The following is a 15,832-nucleotide window of genomic DNA, read 5'->3' on the forward strand; positions in this document are numbered from 1 at the left end:
CATGCGCCGCGCACCCTCTTCAAACGGCAGGTTCGATGGACATTTTTGGCATTCCGTTGTCGGCGATGCTGAGCCAGCTGCTGCTCGGCCTCGTCAACGGCTCGTTCTACGCCATCCTGAGCCTCGGGCTCGCGGTGATCTTCGGGCTGCTCAACGTGATCAACTTCGCGCACGGCGCGTTGTTCATGCTCGGCGCGATGCTCGCATGGATGGGGCTCCACTACTTCTCGCTGCCGTACTGGGCGATGCTGGTGGTCGCGCCGCTCGTCGTCGGCTCATTCGGCATCCTGATCGAGCGCACCATGCTGCGCTGGCTGTACCGGCTCGATCATCTGTACGGGCTGCTGCTGACGTTCGGCATCACGCTCGTCGTGGAGGGCGTGTTCCGCTCGATCTACGGCGCCTCGGGCCAGCCCTACGACGTGCCCGCGCTGCTGGCCGGCGCGACCGACCTCGGCTTCATGTATCTGCCGAACTATCGCGCCTGGGTGGTGGTGGCGTCGCTCGCCGTCTGCCTCGCCACCTGGTTCGTGATCGAGAAGACGCGGCTCGGTGCCTACCTGCGCGCCGGTACCGATAACCCGAAGCTGGTCGAGGCGTTCGGGGTGAACGTGCCGCTGATGATCACGCTCACCTACGGCTTCGGCGTGGCGCTGGCCGCGTTCGCAGGCGTGCTGGCCGCGCCCGTGATTCAGGTCTCGCCATTGATGGGACAGCCGATGATCATCACCGTGTTCGCCGTGGTCGTGATCGGCGGGATGGGCTCGATTCTCGGCTCGATCGTCACCGGCCTGCTGCTCGGCGTGATCGAGGGCTTCACGCGCGTGTTCTACCCGGAGGCGTCCGCCACCGTGGTGTTCGTGATCATGGCGCTCGTGCTGCTCGTGCGTCCGGCGGGCCTGTTCGGCAAGGAACGATGATGATGCAGAGAAAAGTGCTCTATGGCGTGCTGCTGGCCGGCCTCGCGGTCTTACCGTTCGCGGGCGTCTATCCGCTGTTCGTGATGAAGGTGATGTGCTTCGCGCTGTTCGCGGCCGCCTTCAACCTGCTGATCGGCTATACCGGGCTGCTGTCGTTCGGGCATGCGATGTTCCTCGCCACGGCCGGCTATCTGACCGGCTATGCGATCCAGACGCTCGGCCTCTCGCCGGAACTGGGCGTGCTGGCCGGCACGGCGGCCGCCACGGCGTTGGGGCTGGTGGTGGGGTTGTTCGCGATCCGCCGGCAGGGAATCTACTTCGCGATGATCACGCTGGCGTTCGCGCAGATGGTGTATTTCGTCTACCTGCAGGCGCCGTTCACGCATGGCGAGGACGGCCTGCAGGGCGTGCCGCGCGGGCGCCTGTTCGGCCTGCTCGACCTGTCGTCGGACCTGACGCTCTATTACGTGATCCTGGTGGCGGTGGTGCTGGCCGCGCTGTCGATCGTGCGAATCGTGCATTCACCGTTCGGGCAGGTGCTGGTGGCGATCAAGGAGAACGAGCCGCGCGCGATCTCGCTCGGCTATGACACCGACCGCTTCAAGCTGCTCGCCTTCGTGCTGTCCGCGGCGCTGGCCGGGCTGGCCGGTTCGCTGAAGGTGCTCGTGCTCGGTTTCGAGACGCTTGGCGACGCGTACTGGACGATGTCGGGGCTCGTGATCCTGATGACGCTGGTGGGCGGGATGGGCACGCTGTTCGGCCCGCTGCTCGGCGCGGCGTTGATCGTACTGCTCGAGGAGCGGCTCGGCGACATCGGCACCTGGCTCGCGTCGGCCACGGGCGTGGATTGGTTTCGCTCGCTCGGCGAATCCACCTCGATCGTGACCGGGCTGATCTTCATCGCCTGCGTACTGACGTTTCGGCGCGGCATAGTCGGCGAGATCGTCGCGCGCGTGAAACCGCTGCGCGCATCGTCGTGATGCGTAGCGGCAAAGCAGGGTGCGACGCGAGTGGACAAGTGATGCTAATTGACGGCGAATGCCCGCCAATTCACTGTTTCGTTAGCTGATTTTGTGCCCAATTTTCGTGCGGCGATGCACCATAGGGGTAAATGCTAGGTTGTCGCACACCCGGGGGTTGTTTAATCTTCGTTTCAGTTCTGATGCACCGCGAAACAAATTTTGCAGGTGGAGAACGAGGAGACAATCGAGGCACAAAGTGCCCGGCCCCAAAGCGCTGTTGGACGGAATCCAACAGCGCTTTTTCATTTTCGGCGTGCGCCACGCGATCGTCCTTTCCGTTTTTTGTTCATGCCGGCCCGCAACGGGCCGTGTGTCGGTCTGGTTGCCCTGTTCCTGGTTGCTCGCATATTCATTCGGCTCGGCATCGTCATCCAACCCGGGACGGCTGGTCTTGCCACGCATCGAAAGGGCGTGCGAACACATGGAAAGCCGGCGTTGACGCGGGAACTGGGTCGGCGATCACGCGATCTGCCGAGCGCATTTCGCGGGCGGTGAGGGAAATGCGAACGGGATCGCACCGCCGTCATTCCGCATGCCGCGATTCGCGCCTCGCTGGGCGAGCGGCACGACCGGGCGGCACGGAACTGCGCGACGATTTCCTACAGGATGGGGCGAGTTTGCTTGCAACGGCGCGTGTCTGCGGCCAGCATCGACGGCGCCGTGGTTTCACGTGAAACCATCGGCCCAGATGCGATCGCGTGGCATCGAGGGGTTCTCGCAGACGTCGTGCTTTTTCAGAAATGCCCGAAATTTCACCCGCCCTGGCGAGCGATGTGGTTGGCGAATGCACGCTCGAGCATCTATCCGGCCATGCAACCGAGTTGGGTGTTGAAAAAAGCGGTGCGTTTCACGTGAAACAGATGGTTTTTTGCTGGCTGTCCGTTCGGGCGATATTCGGGCCAAAAGCGAACCCGCTATAATTCGCCCCATACTTTTCTCTCAGGTTCGCGCTCGTTCTGACGCGAAATCCGTAATGCTTTATCCCACTGAATTTGACGTGATCGTCGTCGGCGGCGGTCACGCCGGTACGGAAGCCGCTTTGGCCGCCGCCCGCATGGGCGTGAAAACGCTGCTGCTGACCCACAACATCGAAACGCTCGGCCAGATGAGCTGCAACCCGTCGATCGGCGGGATCGGCAAAGGCCATCTGGTGAAGGAGGTCGATGCACTGGGCGGTGCGATGGCGATCGCCACCGACGAGGCCGGTATCCAGTTCCGAATCCTCAACTCATCGAAGGGGCCGGCCGTGCGTGCCACGCGTGCGCAGGCCGACCGTCTGCTGTACAAGCAGGCGATCCGCAGCCGTCTCGAGAACCAGCCGAACCTCTGGCTGTTCCAGCAAGCCGTGGATGATCTGATCGTCGAGGGCGAGCGCGTCGTAGGGGCAGTCACGCAGATCGGCATCCGCTTCCGTGCCCGTGCGGTGGTGCTGACCGCCGGCACCTTCCTCGACGGCAAGATCCACGTGGGCCTGAACAACCACACCGGTGGCCGGGCAGGGGACCCGGCGGCCGTGTCGCTGTCTGCACGCCTGAAGGAGTTGAAGCTGCCGCAAGGACGGCTCAAGACCGGAACGCCACCTCGCATCGACGGCCGCTCGATCGATTTCTCGAAGCTCGAGGAGCAGCCGGGTGACCTCGACCCGGTCCCGGTGTTCTCGTTTCTCGGTCGCGCCGAGCAGCATCCGCGCCAGCTGCCTTGCTGGGTCACGCATACCAATGAGCGCACCCACGACATCATTCGCAGCGGCCTCGATCGTTCGCCGATGTACACCGGCGTCATCGAAGGCGTTGGCCCGCGCTATTGCCCGTCGATCGAGGACAAGATCCACCGCTTTGCGTCGAAAGATTCGCATCAGATCTTCCTTGAGCCGGAAGGGCTGACCACGAACGAGTTCTATCCGAACGGAATCTCGACCAGCCTGCCGTTCGACGTGCAACTCGATCTCGTCCACTCGATGCGGGGCCTGGAGCATGCGCACATCCTGCGTCCCGGCTATGCGATCGAGTATGACTATTTCGACCCGCGCGGCCTGAAGGCCTCGTTGGAAACGAAAGTCATCGAGGGCCTGTTCTTTGCCGGCCAGATCAACGGCACTACCGGCTATGAGGAAGCGGCCGCGCAAGGTCTGTTGGCCGGGATCAACGCCGGCCGTTATGCGCAGGACAAGGAAGCCTGGTGCCCGCGCCGTGACCAGGCCTACCTTGGGGTGCTCGTTGACGATCTGGTTACGCGTGGCGTGTCCGAACCATACCGGATGTTCACGAGCCGCGCGGAATATCGCCTGAGCCTGCGCGAAGACAATGCCGATATGCGTCTGACCGAAATGGGCCGTGAACTCGGTGTCGTCGACGACGTCCGCTGGGATGCATTCAGCCGCAAGCGCGATGCTGTTTCACGTGAAACAGAGCGGCTGCGCGCTACCTGGGTGACACCGAAAACGCTCGCGGTGGAAGAGGCGACGGCGCTGCTCGGCAAGGCGATCGATCACGAATACAGTCTGGCCGAATTGCTGCGCCGCCCCGGCGTCAGCTACGCCGGGGTCTGTGGCCTGCGCGGCGGCGAATGCGCTCCGGCCGAACCGCTCGCCGACGATCCGGTGCTGCTGGCCCAGATCGAGGAACAGATCGAGATCGGCATCAAGTACCAGGGCTATATCGAGCGCCAGGCCGGAGAGATCGAGCGCAATGGCGCGCACGAAAATACGCGGCTGCCGGACGGCATCGATTACGCCGAGGTGCGCGGCCTGTCGTTCGAGGCGCGCCAGAAGCTGAACCAGCATCGTCCGGAGACGATCGGGCAGGCGTCGCGGATCTCGGGCATCACGCCGGCGGCGATCTCGCTGTTGATGGTTCACCTAAAGCGCGGTCTCGGCCGGCGCGGCACGACATCGACGACGACGGCCGAAGCGGGGGGCAGCAACCACGTCCCGACGCAGCAATGAGGGGGCGGCATCCGATAGCGGGCGCGTCCCGCGAGGCTCTGCATGCATTGCTGGCCGATGGCCTCGATTCGCTCGGGCTCACGCTCGACGAGACGCAAGTGGCAAAGCTGCTCGACTACGTCGCCTTGCTCGGCAAATGGAACGCGGTCTACAACCTGACCTCGATCCGCGACCCGCGGCAGATGCTGATTCAGCACATCCTCGATTCGCTATCCATTGTCCCGCACCTGAGGTCGCTCGACGCGGCCACCCGGGCGCTCGACGTCGGCTCGGGCGGCGGCCTGCCGGGTATCGTGCTCGCGATCGTTTTTCCGGGCTGGCAGGTCACGCTGAACGACATCGTCCACAAGAAGTCCGCGTTCCAGACGCAGGCGAAGGCGGAACTGAAGCTGGCGAACCTCTCGGTCGTCACGGGTCGCGTCGAGACGCTGCGCCCCGGCCACGAGGTGCCGGGGCAGTTCGACGTGATCGTCTCGCGCGCGTTTGCCGATCTGGCCGATTTCGTCTCGCTGGCTCGCCACCTGGTCGCACCGGGCGGAGCAATCTGGGCGATGAAGGGCGTGCGCCCCGACGATGAAATTGCGCGGCTGCCGGAAGGCGCGCAGGTTCGCCGGACGATTCGGCTCGCGGTGCCGGCGCTCGACGCGGAGCGGCATCTGATCGAAGTCGGCGTCGCCGAAGCCCAATGAAATGGGACGCGGGATTCCGCGTCCAACGGTTTTAGAAAGAGGGACAAACCAACGATGGCAAAAATCTTCTGCGTGGCCAACCAGAAGGGGGGCGTCGGCAAGACGACGACGACGGTCAATCTCGCCGCGAGCCTCGCTGCCCAGGAGCAGCGCGTGTTGCTGATCGATCTGGACCCGCAGGGCAATGCCACGATGGGCAGCGGCATCGACAAGGCGGCCTGCGAGTCGACCGTCTACGAGGTGCTCGTCGATGGCGTCGATATCGAGCAGGCACGCGTGCGCCCCGAGGCGCTCGCCTACGACGTGCTGCCGGCCAACCGGGAACTCGCGGGTGCCGAGATCGAACTGGTCGAGGTGGAGAATCGCGAGCGTCAGCTGAAGGCCGCGATCGACAAGATCGCCGATCAGTACGATTTCGTGCTGATCGACTGCCCGCCGGCGCTGTCGCTGCTGACGCTGAACGGCCTGTGCGCGGCGCACGGCGTGGTGATCCCGATGCAGTGCGAATACTTCGCGCTGGAAGGTCTGTCCGACCTGGTCAACACGATCAAGCAGATCCACGCGAACCTGAACCGCGAACTGAAGGTGATCGGCTTGCTGCGCGTGATGTTCGATCCGCGCATCACGCTGCAGCAGCAGGTGTCGGACCAGTTGAAGGCGCACTTCGGCGACAAGGTGTTCGATGCGGTGATCCCGCGCAATGTGCGGCTGGCTGAAGCGCCGAGCTACGGGCTGCCGGGCGTGGTGTTCGACCGCGCCTCGCGCGGCGCGCAGGCGTATCTGCAGTTCGGCACCGAGATGATCGAGCGGGTGCGCGCGCTGTGAGCGCCGTGGGTTCCGGGCTAGCGAACGAGGGAATGCAATGAATGCGGTAGCAAAGAAGAAGGGGTTGGGGCGCGGACTCGAGGCCTTGCTTGGCGGCAGCGCCGACATTACCGAGGCGGTGAAGATCGAGGGGGCGCCGAATACGCTCGCGCTCGACCGGCTGCAGGCCGGCAAGTACCAGCCGCGCACGCGGATGGACGAGGGCGCGCTGCAGGAGCTGGCCGCGAGCATTCGCGCGCAGGGCGTGATGCAGCCGATCCTGGTGCGTCCCGTCGGGGCCGATCGTTTCGAGATCATTGCCGGCGAGCGGCGCTTCCGGGCCGCGCGTCTGGCCGGTCTGGCCGAGGTGCCGGTACTCGTCAGGCAGGTGACCGACCAGGCCGCCGCGGCGATGGCGCTGATCGAGAACATCCAGCGCGAGGATCTGAATCCGCTCGAAGAGGCGCACGGCATCCAGCGCCTGCTCGACGAATTCGACTTCACGCACGAGCAGGCCGCCGAGTCGGTCGGCCGCTCGCGCAGTGCGGTTTCGAACCTGCTGCGCCTGCTGAATCTGGCCGCGCCGGTGCAGACCATGCTGCTGGCGGGTGACCTCGACATGGGCCACGCGCGCGCGCTGCTCGCCGTGGATGCGGCGACCCAGATCACGCTCGCGCACCAGGTCGTCAACAAGCGGCTGTCGGTGCGAGAAACCGAGAAACTGGTCGCGCAGACCACCAAGGAAGCGCCGGCGCTGAAGGCGAAGTCGAAGGACGACGGCGGCCGCGACACGCGACGCCTGGAAGAGGAATTGTCCGATTTGCTGGCCTCGAACGTGAAAATCAAGCTGGGCCGCCGCGGGCGCGGGCAACTGACGATCGACTTCGGCGACCTCGACGCGCTCGAAGGCATTCTCGTGCGATTGCGCGGCAACCTCGCAGCCTGAGGCGGGCGTACCCATGGCGGAACTGAACGTGTCCAATACTTCCCGTCGGTGGCTCGCGTTCATTGCGAGCGAGCCGGTGCTGTCCATCCTCGTTGTCGCGCTGGTCGCGCTGCAGATCGCGCGGCCGCAGCCGGTGGACGCGCTCGCGCGGCTCGTCGACTGGCAGACGGTGGCGACGCTGGCGGGCCTGCTGATGGTGACGAAGGCGCTCGAGATGTCGGGCTTCCTGATGTGGCTCGCGCACCGGATCGTCCACCACGTTCGCACCGAGCGCTCGCTCGCGATGCTGCTGATCGTGTTCGCCGCCGTGCTCGCCACCTGGCTCACCAACGACGTGGCGCTGTTCGTCGCGGTGCCGCTCGTCGTCTCGCTGCAGAAGCTCGCGCCGTTGCCGTTCAAGCGGCTCGTGATCTGCCTCGCGATCGCGGTCAACGCCGGGTCGATCGCGACGCCGCTCGGCAATCCGCAGAACCTGTTCCTCTGGCAGCGCAGTGGTGCGTCATTTGGTCGCTTCATCCTCGAAATGGGGCCGCTCGCGCTGATGACGATGCTGATGCTGCTCGTGCTGGCGGCCTTCTGGTTCCGCTCCGCGCCCCTCGATTTCTCCGGCGATCGCGAGCCGCACCCGGTGCGCCGCCCGCTCGCGATCGCGGCCGCGCTGCTGTTTGCCGGCTTCGTGGCGGCTGCCGACGCGCACTACGTCGTGCCGGGCCTGATCGTGGTGGCCCTGGTGCTGGGCCTGCTGCGGCGCGAGGCGGTGCTGCGCATCGACTGGCTGCTGCTGCTGATCTTCGTGCTGATGTTCGTGGTGCTGCGCGGTGCGGCTGCGCTGCCCGCGGTTCACGACACGCTCGCGCGCGCCGGCCTGGACGCGCCGCTGCGCCTCTACACGGCGGGTGCGGTGCTGTCGCAGGGCATCAGCAACGTGCCGGCGGCGATCCTGCTCTCGGAGTTCAGCGGCGACTGGCGCGCGCTGGCGTTCGGCGTGAGCGTCGGCGGCTTCGGTTTCGCGATCGGCTCGCTCGCGAATCTGATCGCGGTGCGGCTCGCGAAGACGCGCGGCATCTGGCTGCCGTTCCATCTGGTCTGCGTGCCGTTCGGCCTCGTCGCGTTCGCGGCGGGCGCCGTCTGGCTGCGCTGGTTCTAGCGCGCCGGGGCGTGCCGCGGTGCGCGCCGGCCGGTCCAAAGCGGGTTTGAAAGGTGAAATGGAAACAGACCTTACAACTGTTGTCTGACCTCGAAAATTCACGCGATTTTGTTCTACTCGGACGGCGTTTCCGTCGTGTTTTTGTCTTGTGTAAAACCTTGAATCGCCTGCAGGTATCGCTTACAATCGCTCGGATTTGTTGGCACGGCAGCCCTGAAAGCTTGTGGAAAGCCGACGGGAAGAAAGGCGAACTTGCGGAAAATTGCGATGGCGGGTCAAGCGCCGGAAGACAGGCACGACGATCACCATGCGCAGCAGGTCGCTGCCGCGCAGCGGCGCGGCGCCCCCCATGCGGATGACGACTGGGATGCCGGGCAGCAGGATAACCTTATCGTTCCGCTCACGCGGGCCGAGGCGCAGGCGCTGTTCGGTTCCGAGGTGAGTCGGCCATCTCGCGTCACACCGTTTCGGGTGGTGATTGCGCAAGTGGCCTTGTCCCTGGTTGCAACGCTGGCGTGGTGGCTGTTTTCGAGGTCGCCGGGCGCCGCTGCGCAAGCCGCGTTCATGGGCGGAGCGATCGGCTGGGTACCGAGCGCGGTGTTCGCAGCGAGACTGAGATTCGGCGGAGCGAACACCGTGATGGGCTGGATGTTCGGCGAGGCGCTGAAGCTGGGCGTGACGATCGCGATGTTCATCGCGGTGGCGCTCCGGTTTCCGGATGTGCAGTGGGTGCCGTTGCTGGTCACCTACCTCGTCGCGCTGAAGACCTACTGGCTCGCTCTGGCCTGGCGGTAAAGCATATTGCAGCAAAACGGCTGTCGAATTCCGAATTGACGTGGGCGTCGGTATCGCGATTCGACCCGAGGTTGCGCTCGCGTGTTTCCGCAATAATCAGTTGCGGTGATACGTAAAACAACGATTTTCGACAATTTGGGTGCATTAACGACTATGGCAGCTAGCGAAGGCACGCACGCTCTGGATCCGTCCGAGTACATTGCGCACCACTTGCAGAACTTCACCTCCTCGCATCAAACGTCGATCGTCGACTTCCATGTGTGGAATCTCGATACGCTGTTCTGGTCGATCGTCTGCGGCCTCGTCACCATCCTGGTGCTGCGTCTGGCTGCTCGCAAGGCGACGCCGGGCGTGCCCGGCCGCTTCCAGTGCCTGATCGAGATGGTCGTCGAGATGGTCGAGGATCAATCGAAGGCCGTGGTTCACGGCAATCGCACCTTCATCGCGCCGCTGGCCCTGACGGTGTTCGTCTGGGTGCTGTTGATGAACTCCCTCGACTTCCTTCCGGTCGACCTGCCGGGCCGCGTGATCGCCCTGCTCGGTCTGTCCGGCGTGATTCCCAACCACCGCATCGTCCCCACCGCCGATCTGAACGGCACGCTCGGCATCGCGCTCGGCGTTTTCGTGCTGATGATCTACTACAGCATCAAGATCAAGGGCCTGGGCGGCTTCGCGCATGAACTGCTGTCGGCGCCGTTCGGCGCGCACCCGCTGCTGTGGATTCCGAACCTCGCGTTGAACATCGTCGAATACGTGGCCAAGACGGTGTCGCTCGGCATGCGGCTGTTCGGCAACATGTACGCCGGTGAACTGGTGTTCCTGCTGATCGCCCTGCTCGGCAGCATGTGGAGCTTCGGTGGCGACGCGACGGTGCTCGGTTTCATCGGTCACGTGATCGCGGGCAGCATCTGGGCTATCTTCCACATCCTGATTGTCCTGCTGCAGGCGTTCATCTTCATGATGCTGACGCTGGTGTATCTCGGTCAGGCGCACGAGAAGCACTGAGCGCGCCGGACCCACGAGTCTTCGTTTTTGTTTTTTAAATCTCTAGTTCCAAGTCTTTTCACATAGGAGTGATCATGCAAGCTTTCATCGCCAACATCCAGGGTCTGACCGCTGTCGGTATCGGCATCATCATCGGCCTGGGTGCCATCGGCGCCTGTATCGGTATCGGCCTGATGGGCGGCAAGTACATCGAAGCCTGCGCGCGTCAGCCTGAACTGATCAACCCGCTGCAAACGAAGATGTTCCTGCTGGCCGGCCTGATCGATGCTGCATTCCTGATCGGCGTGGGCGTGGCGATGCTGTTCGCGTTCGCGAACCCGCTCCTGTCGAAGCTCGCAGGCTAAGTTTCCCCGGAAATGATGCGTCCGCACCGACGGTGGGGACGCTGGGCGGAACGGAGACCGGGCGCTGATCGGCTGCAATCGATGAGCGCCTGACCGTTTCATTTTCCCGGAATAGCAGACTAAGGAAACACCGTGAATCTCAACGCAACCCTGTTTGCGCAGTTGGTCGTGTTCCTGATCCTCGCGTGGTTCACGATGAAGTTCGTGTGGCCGCCGCTGATCAATGCACTCGACGAACGCGCGAAGAAGATCGCCGACGGCCTGGCCGCCGCGGAAAAGGGCAAGGCGGAACTCGAGGCCGCGCACCAGCGCGCCGACCAGGAACTCGCGCAAGCCCGCACCGACGGCCAGCAACGTATCGCCGACGCCGAAAAGCGCGCGCTCGCCGTGGCGGAAGAAATCAAGGCGAACGCGCAGGCCGAAGCGGCCCGCATCGTCGCGCAGGCCAAGGCCGACGCCGAACAGCAAGTCGTGAAGGCCCGTGAAGCGCTGCGTGCCGACGTCGCCACGCTCGCCGTCAAGGGCGCCGAACAGATCCTGAAGCGCGAAGTCGACCAGACGGCTCATGCCGAACTGCTGAATCAACTGAAAGCCGAGCTCTGATCATGGCCGAATTTGCAACCATCGCCCGCCCTTACGCAGAAGCACTGTTCCGCGTGGCCGAGGCAGGTGACGTCGCCGCCTGGTCCACGCTCGTCGAGGAGCTGGCCCAGGTTGCGCAACTGCCCGAAGTCAAGTCTGTCGCGTCGAGCCCGAAGGTGGCGCGCGAGCAGATCGCCGAGTTGCTGCTCGCCGCGGTGAAGTCGCCGCTCGCGGGCAGCGCCGAGGCGAAGAACTTCGTGCGGATGCTGGTCGACAATCACCGCATCGTGCTGCTGCCGGAAATCGCCGTGCAATTCGACGCACTGAAGAACGCGCGCGAAGGCGCCGCCGACGTGCAGATCGTCAGCGCGTTTCCGCTCGAGGGCGCCCCGCTCGCCGAGCTCGTCGCGAGCCTCGAACGCAAGTTCGGCCGCAAGCTGAAGGCCGCGGTCGAAGTCGACGCGTCGCTGATCGGCGGCGTGCGCGTGACGGTCGGCGACGAAGTGCTCGATACCTCGGTGCGCGCGCGGCTGGCCAGCATGCAGGCTGCCTTGACGGCCTGAGCGCCGCTGCCGGCACGCAACAGAATTGAACATCAGGAGCGAATATGCAACTCAATCCCTCTGAGATCAGCGAGCTGATCAAGAGCCGGATCCAGGGCCTTGAAGCGAGCGCGGACGTTCGCAATCAGGGCACCGTGATCTCCGTGACGGACGGCATCGTGCGCATCCACGGCCTGTCGGACGTGATGCAGGGCGAAATGCTCGAATTTCCGGGCAACACGTTCGGCCTCGCGCTGAACCTCGAGCGCGATTCGGTCGGCGCGGTGATTCTCGGCGACTACGGCCACATCTCGGAAGGCGACATCGTCAAGACGACGGGCCGCATTCTCGAAGTGCCGGTCGGCCCGGAGCTGATCGGCCGCGTGGTCGATGCGCTCGGCAACCCGATCGACGGCAAGGGCCCCGTGAACGCGAAGGCGACCGACGCGATCGAGAAGATCGCCCCGGGCGTGATCTGGCGTCATGGCGTGTCGCAGCCGGTGCAGACGGGCGTCAAGTCGATCGACGCGATGGTGCCGATCGGCCGCGGCCAGCGCGAGCTGATCATCGGCGACCGCCAGACGGGCAAGACCGCCGTCGCGCTCGACACGATCATCAACCAGAAGGGCAAGGACCTCATCTGCATCTACGTCGCGATCGGCCAGAAGGCTTCGTCGATCATGAACGTGGTGCGCAAGCTCGAGGAAACCGGCGCGATGGAATACACCATCGTCGTGTCGGCCTCGGCCTCGGATTCGGCCGCGATGCAGTACCTCGCGCCGTATGCGGGCTGCTCGATGGGCGAATACTTCCGCGACCGCGGCCAGGACGCGCTGATCATCTATGACGATCTGACCAAGCAGGCCTGGGCCTATCGCCAGATCTCGCTGCTGCTGCGCCGCCCGCCGGGCCGTGAAGCCTATCCGGGCGACGTGTTCTATCTGCACTCGCGTCTGCTCGAGCGCGCCGCGCGCGTGTCGGCCGAGTACGTCGAGAAGTTCACCAACGGTGAGGTGAAGGGCAAGACGGGTTCGCTGACGGCGCTGCCGATCATCGAAACGCAGGCGGGCGACGTCACGGCCTTCGTGCCGACCAACGTGATCTCGATCACCGACGGCCAGATCTTCCTCGAAACCGACCTGTTCAATGCCGGCATCCGGCCGGCCATCAACGCCGGCGTGTCGGTGTCGCGAGTCGGCGGCGCCGCGCAGACCAACGTCGTCAAGAAGCTCTCGGGCGGCATCCGTACCGACCTCGCGCAGTATCGCGAGCTCGCCGCGTTCGCGCAGTTCGCCTCGGATCTCGACGCCGCGACGCGCAAGCAGCTCGAGCGCGGCCGCCGCGTGACGGAACTGCTGAAGCAGCCGCAATACCAGCCGCTGCAGGTGTGGGAACTCGCCGTCGCGCTGTTCTCGGCGAACAACGGCTATCTCGACGACATCGACGTCAAGGACGTGCTCGGCTTCGAGAAGGGCCTGCGCGAATACCTGAAGGCCAGCCACGCCGAGCTCATCAAGCGTATCGAAGACACCAAGGCTTTGTCGAAGGAAGACGACGGCGCGCTGCACGAAGCGCTGAAGTCCTTCAAGAAGTCGGGCGCCTATTGATCCGCGAGGGACACCCTGAAGCGGTGCGGCACGCGTAGCGCCGCGCCGCTTCGGTCAAGGAGCAAGCAATGGCTGGAATGAAGGAAATTCGCGGCAAGATCAAGAGCGTGCAGAACACGCGCAAGATCACCAAGGCAATGGAGATGGTCGCGGCATCGAAGATGCGCCGCGCGCAGGAGCGCATGCGCGCCGCGCGTCCGTATGCCGACAAGGTCCGCGCGATCGCCGCGCACATGAGCCGCGCGAACCCCGAGTATCGCCACCCGTTCATGGTGGAGAACAAGGACGCGAAGACGGCGGGCCTGATCCTCGTGACGACCGACAAGGGTCTGTGCGGCGGCCTGAACACCAACGTGCTGCGCGCGACGGTGAACAAGCTGAAGGAACTCGAGAAGCAGGGCCAGAAGTTCGAGGCCACCGCGATCGGCGGCAAGGGCCTGGGTTTCCTGAACCGCGTCGGCGGCAAGGTGATCTCGCAGGTCGTCCAGCTCGGCGACACGCCGCACCTCGACAAGCTGATCGGCGCCGTGAAGGTCCAGCTCGACCTGTACTCGGAAGGCAAGCTGTCGGCCGTGTACATCGCCTACACGCGCTTCATCAACACGATGAAGCAGGAAGCGGTGATCGAGCAGCTGCTGCCGCTCGCGGCCGATCATTTCGAGAACGGCGCGGACGGCACGCCCTCGACTTCGTGGGACTACATCTACGAGCCGGATGCACAGGCGGTGGTCGACGAATTGCTGGTGCGCTACGTCGAGGCGCTCGTCTATCAGGCCGTGGCGGAAAACATGGCGTCCGAGCAATCGGCGCGAATGGTCGCGATGAAGGCTGCGTCCGACAATGCGAAGACCGTGATCAGCGAGCTTCAGCTGTCGTACAACAAGAGCCGGCAGGCAGCGATCACGAAGGAGCTGTCGGAGATCGTCGGCGGTGCCGCCGCGGTGTAAGCGGCCGCGTGACCGTTGCCTCGAAACTGCGCCCTTGCGCGAGTCAAGAATCAGGTATTGAAAGGAAAAGCGATGAGTACTACTGCTTTGGTAGAAGGCAAGATCGTACAGTGCATCGGCGCCGTTATCGACGTGGAATTCCCGCGCGAAAGCATGCCGAAGATCTACGACGCGCTGACGCTGGAAGGTACGGAGCTGACGCTCGAAGTCCAGCAGCAGCTCGGTGACGGCATCGTCCGCACCATCTGTTTGGGCGCCTCCGACGGCCTGCGCCGCGGCGTGCTGGTGAAGAACACCGGCAAGCCGATCTCGGTGCCGGTCGGCAAGCCGACCCTCGGCCGCATCATGGACGTGCTCGGCCGTCCGATCGACGAGGCCGGCCCGATCGAGAGCGAGCATCAGCGCTCGATCCACCAGAAGGCGCCCGCGTTCGACGAGCTGTCGCCGTCGACCGAGCTGCTCGAAACGGGCATCAAGGTGATCGACCTGGTCTGCCCGTTCGCGAAGGGCGGCAAGGTCGGCCTGTTCGGCGGCGCCGGCGTCGGCAAGACCGTCAACATGATGGAGCTGATCAACAACATCGCGAAGGAGCACGGCGGCTACTCCGTGTTCGCGGGCGTGGGCGAGCGGACCCGTGAAGGGAACGACTTCTACCACGAAATGAAGGACTCCAACGTGCTCGACAAGGTCGCGCTGGTGTACGGCCAGATGAACGAGCCGCCGGGCAACCGTCTGCGCGTCGCGCTGACCGGCCTGACGATGGCCGAGCACTTCCGTGACGAAGGCCTCGACGTGCTGTTCTTCGTCGACAACATCTACCGTTTCACGCTGGCCGGGACCGAAGTGTCGGCCCTGCTGGGCCGGATGCCGTCGGCAGTGGGCTATCAGCCGACGCTGGCCGAGGAAATGGGCAAGCTGCAGGAGCGCATCACGTCGACCAAGACCGGCTCGATCACGTCCGTGCAGGCCGTGTACGTGCCGGCGGATGACTTGACCGACCCGTCGCCCGCCACCACCTTCGGCCACCTGGACGCCACCGTCGTGCTGTCGCGTGACATCGCCTCGCTGGGCATCTACCCGGCCGTCGATCCGCTCGATTCCACCTCGCGCCAGATCGACCCGAACGTGATCGGCGAGGAGCACTACACGATCACGCGCGGCGTGCAGCAGACGCTGCAGCGCTACAAGGAACTGCGCGACATCATCGCGATCCTGGGCATGGACGAACTGTCGCCGGAAGACAAGCTGACGGTCGCGCGCGCGCGGAAGATCCAGCGTTTCCTGTCGCAGCCGTTCCACGTCGCGGAAGTGTTCACGGGCGCGCCGGGCAAGTACGTGCCGCTGAAGGAAACCATCCGCGGCTTCAAGATGATCGTCGACGGCGAGTGTGATCACCTGCCGGAACAGGCGTTCTACATGGTCGGCACGATCGACGAAGCCTTCGAGAAGGCCAAGAAGATCCAGTAAGGGTGGGGTGAGTCGCCTGCGCGGGCAGGCGGTCGCGGCACCTTCGCGACCGGCCCGCGCGCGCCACACGC

At 64.6% G+C, this 15,832-nt stretch carries 16 protein-coding genes; 15 read left to right on the top strand and 1 reads right to left on the bottom strand.

Annotated features, from left to right (window positions below; translation table 11 throughout):
• The first annotated feature begins 35 nt into the window (after nucleotides 1-35).
• Together KS03_RS17370 and KS03_RS17375 are read left to right on the top strand one after the other, a co-directional pair.
• The gene (locus tag KS03_RS17370) at nucleotides 36-920 is read left to right on the top strand and encodes a branched-chain amino acid ABC transporter permease (RefSeq protein ID WP_012734167.1); all 885 of its coding nucleotides are present in this window, start codon (nucleotides 36-38) and stop codon (nucleotides 918-920) included.
• A 2-nt stretch (nucleotides 921-922) separates the two neighbouring features.
• Nucleotides 923-1,900, top strand: coding sequence for a branched-chain amino acid ABC transporter permease (locus KS03_RS17375; protein WP_035982934.1), 978 nt, complete (start codon nucleotides 923-925; stop codon nucleotides 1,898-1,900).
• An 81-nt stretch (nucleotides 1,901-1,981) separates the two neighbouring features.
• Here KS03_RS17375 and KS03_RS32065 read toward each other — a convergent pair whose 3' ends face one another.
• On the bottom strand, nucleotides 1,982-2,344 hold the full coding sequence (locus KS03_RS32065) for a hypothetical protein (RefSeq protein ID WP_153477179.1): 363 nt from the start codon (nucleotides 2,342-2,344) through the stop codon (nucleotides 1,982-1,984).
• A 571-nt stretch (nucleotides 2,345-2,915) separates the two neighbouring features.
• Between KS03_RS32065 and mnmG the strand changes: the two genes are divergently transcribed.
• The 13 genes from mnmG to atpD all read left to right on the top strand — a co-directional run bounded on the left by mnmG (nucleotide 2,916) and on the right by atpD (nucleotide 15,761).
• Complete coding sequence (mnmG, locus tag KS03_RS17380; RefSeq protein WP_012734169.1) at nucleotides 2,916-4,886, top strand: tRNA uridine-5-carboxymethylaminomethyl(34) synthesis enzyme MnmG; 1,971 nt, start codon at nucleotides 2,916-2,918, stop codon at nucleotides 4,884-4,886.
• The gene (gene rsmG, locus KS03_RS17385; RefSeq protein WP_080569279.1) at nucleotides 4,883-5,575 is read left to right on the top strand and encodes a 16S rRNA (guanine(527)-N(7))-methyltransferase RsmG; all 693 of its coding nucleotides are present in this window, start codon (nucleotides 4,883-4,885) and stop codon (nucleotides 5,573-5,575) included. The genes mnmG and rsmG overlap by 4 nt, the downstream gene beginning before the upstream one ends.
• A gap of 54 nt (nucleotides 5,576-5,629) precedes the next feature.
• Nucleotides 5,630-6,400: a ParA family protein gene (locus tag KS03_RS17390; RefSeq protein WP_012734171.1), complete on the top strand. Its 771-nt coding sequence runs from the start codon at nucleotides 5,630-5,632 to the stop codon at nucleotides 6,398-6,400.
• 37 nt (nucleotides 6,401-6,437) lie between these two features.
• On the top strand, nucleotides 6,438-7,325 hold the full coding sequence (locus KS03_RS17395; protein WP_012734172.1) for a ParB/RepB/Spo0J family partition protein: 888 nt from the start codon (nucleotides 6,438-6,440) through the stop codon (nucleotides 7,323-7,325).
• A 13-nt stretch (nucleotides 7,326-7,338) separates the two neighbouring features.
• On the top strand, nucleotides 7,339-8,472 hold the full coding sequence (locus KS03_RS17400; RefSeq protein WP_017432178.1) for an SLC13 family permease: 1,134 nt from the start codon (nucleotides 7,339-7,341) through the stop codon (nucleotides 8,470-8,472).
• 267 nt (nucleotides 8,473-8,739) lie between these two features.
• On the top strand, nucleotides 8,740-9,267 hold the full coding sequence (locus KS03_RS17405) for an ATP synthase subunit I (protein WP_012734174.1): 528 nt from the start codon (nucleotides 8,740-8,742) through the stop codon (nucleotides 9,265-9,267).
• A 153-nt stretch (nucleotides 9,268-9,420) separates the two neighbouring features.
• Nucleotides 9,421-10,272 (top strand): F0F1 ATP synthase subunit A, encoded by an 852-nt coding sequence (gene atpB, locus KS03_RS17410; RefSeq protein ID WP_012734175.1) that lies wholly within the window; start codon nucleotides 9,421-9,423, stop codon nucleotides 10,270-10,272.
• Nucleotides 10,273-10,346: 74 nt separating this feature from the next.
• Complete coding sequence (gene atpE / locus KS03_RS17415; RefSeq protein ID WP_012734176.1) at nucleotides 10,347-10,616, top strand: F0F1 ATP synthase subunit C; 270 nt, start codon at nucleotides 10,347-10,349, stop codon at nucleotides 10,614-10,616.
• Nucleotides 10,617-10,748: 132 nt separating this feature from the next.
• Nucleotides 10,749-11,219, top strand: a complete 471-nt coding sequence (locus KS03_RS17420) for a F0F1 ATP synthase subunit B (protein ID WP_012734177.1) — start codon at nucleotides 10,749-10,751, stop codon at nucleotides 11,217-11,219.
• Nucleotides 11,220-11,221: 2 nt separating this feature from the next.
• Nucleotides 11,222-11,761, top strand: a complete 540-nt coding sequence (locus tag KS03_RS17425; protein ID WP_012734178.1) for a F0F1 ATP synthase subunit delta — start codon at nucleotides 11,222-11,224, stop codon at nucleotides 11,759-11,761.
• A 44-nt stretch (nucleotides 11,762-11,805) separates the two neighbouring features.
• On the top strand, nucleotides 11,806-13,347 hold the full coding sequence (gene atpA, locus KS03_RS17430; RefSeq protein WP_012734179.1) for a F0F1 ATP synthase subunit alpha: 1,542 nt from the start codon (nucleotides 11,806-11,808) through the stop codon (nucleotides 13,345-13,347).
• 68 nt (nucleotides 13,348-13,415) lie between these two features.
• Entirely contained in the window at nucleotides 13,416-14,294 is an 879-nt protein-coding gene (atpG, locus tag KS03_RS17435; RefSeq protein WP_012734180.1) for a F0F1 ATP synthase subunit gamma, read from the top strand.
• A 72-nt stretch (nucleotides 14,295-14,366) separates the two neighbouring features.
• The gene (gene atpD / locus KS03_RS17440; protein ID WP_012734181.1) at nucleotides 14,367-15,761 is read left to right on the top strand and encodes a F0F1 ATP synthase subunit beta; all 1,395 of its coding nucleotides are present in this window, start codon (nucleotides 14,367-14,369) and stop codon (nucleotides 15,759-15,761) included.
• The last annotated feature ends 71 nt before the right edge of the window (nucleotides 15,762-15,832 follow it).

Source organism: Burkholderia glumae LMG 2196 = ATCC 33617 (genome assembly GCF_000960995.1).
Taxonomy (GTDB): Bacteria; Pseudomonadota; Gammaproteobacteria; order Burkholderiales; family Burkholderiaceae; genus Burkholderia; species Burkholderia glumae.

Coding starts and splice junctions, on each gene's coding strand:
- KS03_RS17370 (WP_012734167.1), top strand. CDS start 36: ATGGACATTTTTGGCATTCCGTTGTCGGCGATGCTGAGCCAGCTGCTG.
- KS03_RS17375 (WP_035982934.1), top strand. CDS start 923: ATGCAGAGAAAAGTGCTCTATGGCGTGCTGCTGGCCGGCCTCGCGGTC.
- KS03_RS32065 (WP_153477179.1), bottom strand. CDS start 2,344: ATGCGTGGCAAGACCAGCCGTCCCGGGTTGGATGACGATGCCGAGCCG.
- mnmG (WP_012734169.1), top strand. CDS start 2,916: ATGCTTTATCCCACTGAATTTGACGTGATCGTCGTCGGCGGCGGTCAC.
- rsmG (WP_080569279.1), top strand. CDS start 4,883: ATGAGGGGGCGGCATCCGATAGCGGGCGCGTCCCGCGAGGCTCTGCAT.
- KS03_RS17390 (WP_012734171.1), top strand. CDS start 5,630: ATGGCAAAAATCTTCTGCGTGGCCAACCAGAAGGGGGGCGTCGGCAAG.
- KS03_RS17395 (WP_012734172.1), top strand. CDS start 6,438: ATGAATGCGGTAGCAAAGAAGAAGGGGTTGGGGCGCGGACTCGAGGCC.
- KS03_RS17400 (WP_017432178.1), top strand. CDS start 7,339: ATGGCGGAACTGAACGTGTCCAATACTTCCCGTCGGTGGCTCGCGTTC.
- KS03_RS17405 (WP_012734174.1), top strand. CDS start 8,740: ATGGCGGGTCAAGCGCCGGAAGACAGGCACGACGATCACCATGCGCAG.
- atpB (WP_012734175.1), top strand. CDS start 9,421: ATGGCAGCTAGCGAAGGCACGCACGCTCTGGATCCGTCCGAGTACATT.
- atpE (WP_012734176.1), top strand. CDS start 10,347: ATGCAAGCTTTCATCGCCAACATCCAGGGTCTGACCGCTGTCGGTATC.
- KS03_RS17425 (WP_012734178.1), top strand. CDS start 11,222: ATGGCCGAATTTGCAACCATCGCCCGCCCTTACGCAGAAGCACTGTTC.
- atpA (WP_012734179.1), top strand. CDS start 11,806: ATGCAACTCAATCCCTCTGAGATCAGCGAGCTGATCAAGAGCCGGATC.
- atpG (WP_012734180.1), top strand. CDS start 13,416: ATGGCTGGAATGAAGGAAATTCGCGGCAAGATCAAGAGCGTGCAGAAC.
- atpD (WP_012734181.1), top strand. CDS start 14,367: ATGAGTACTACTGCTTTGGTAGAAGGCAAGATCGTACAGTGCATCGGC.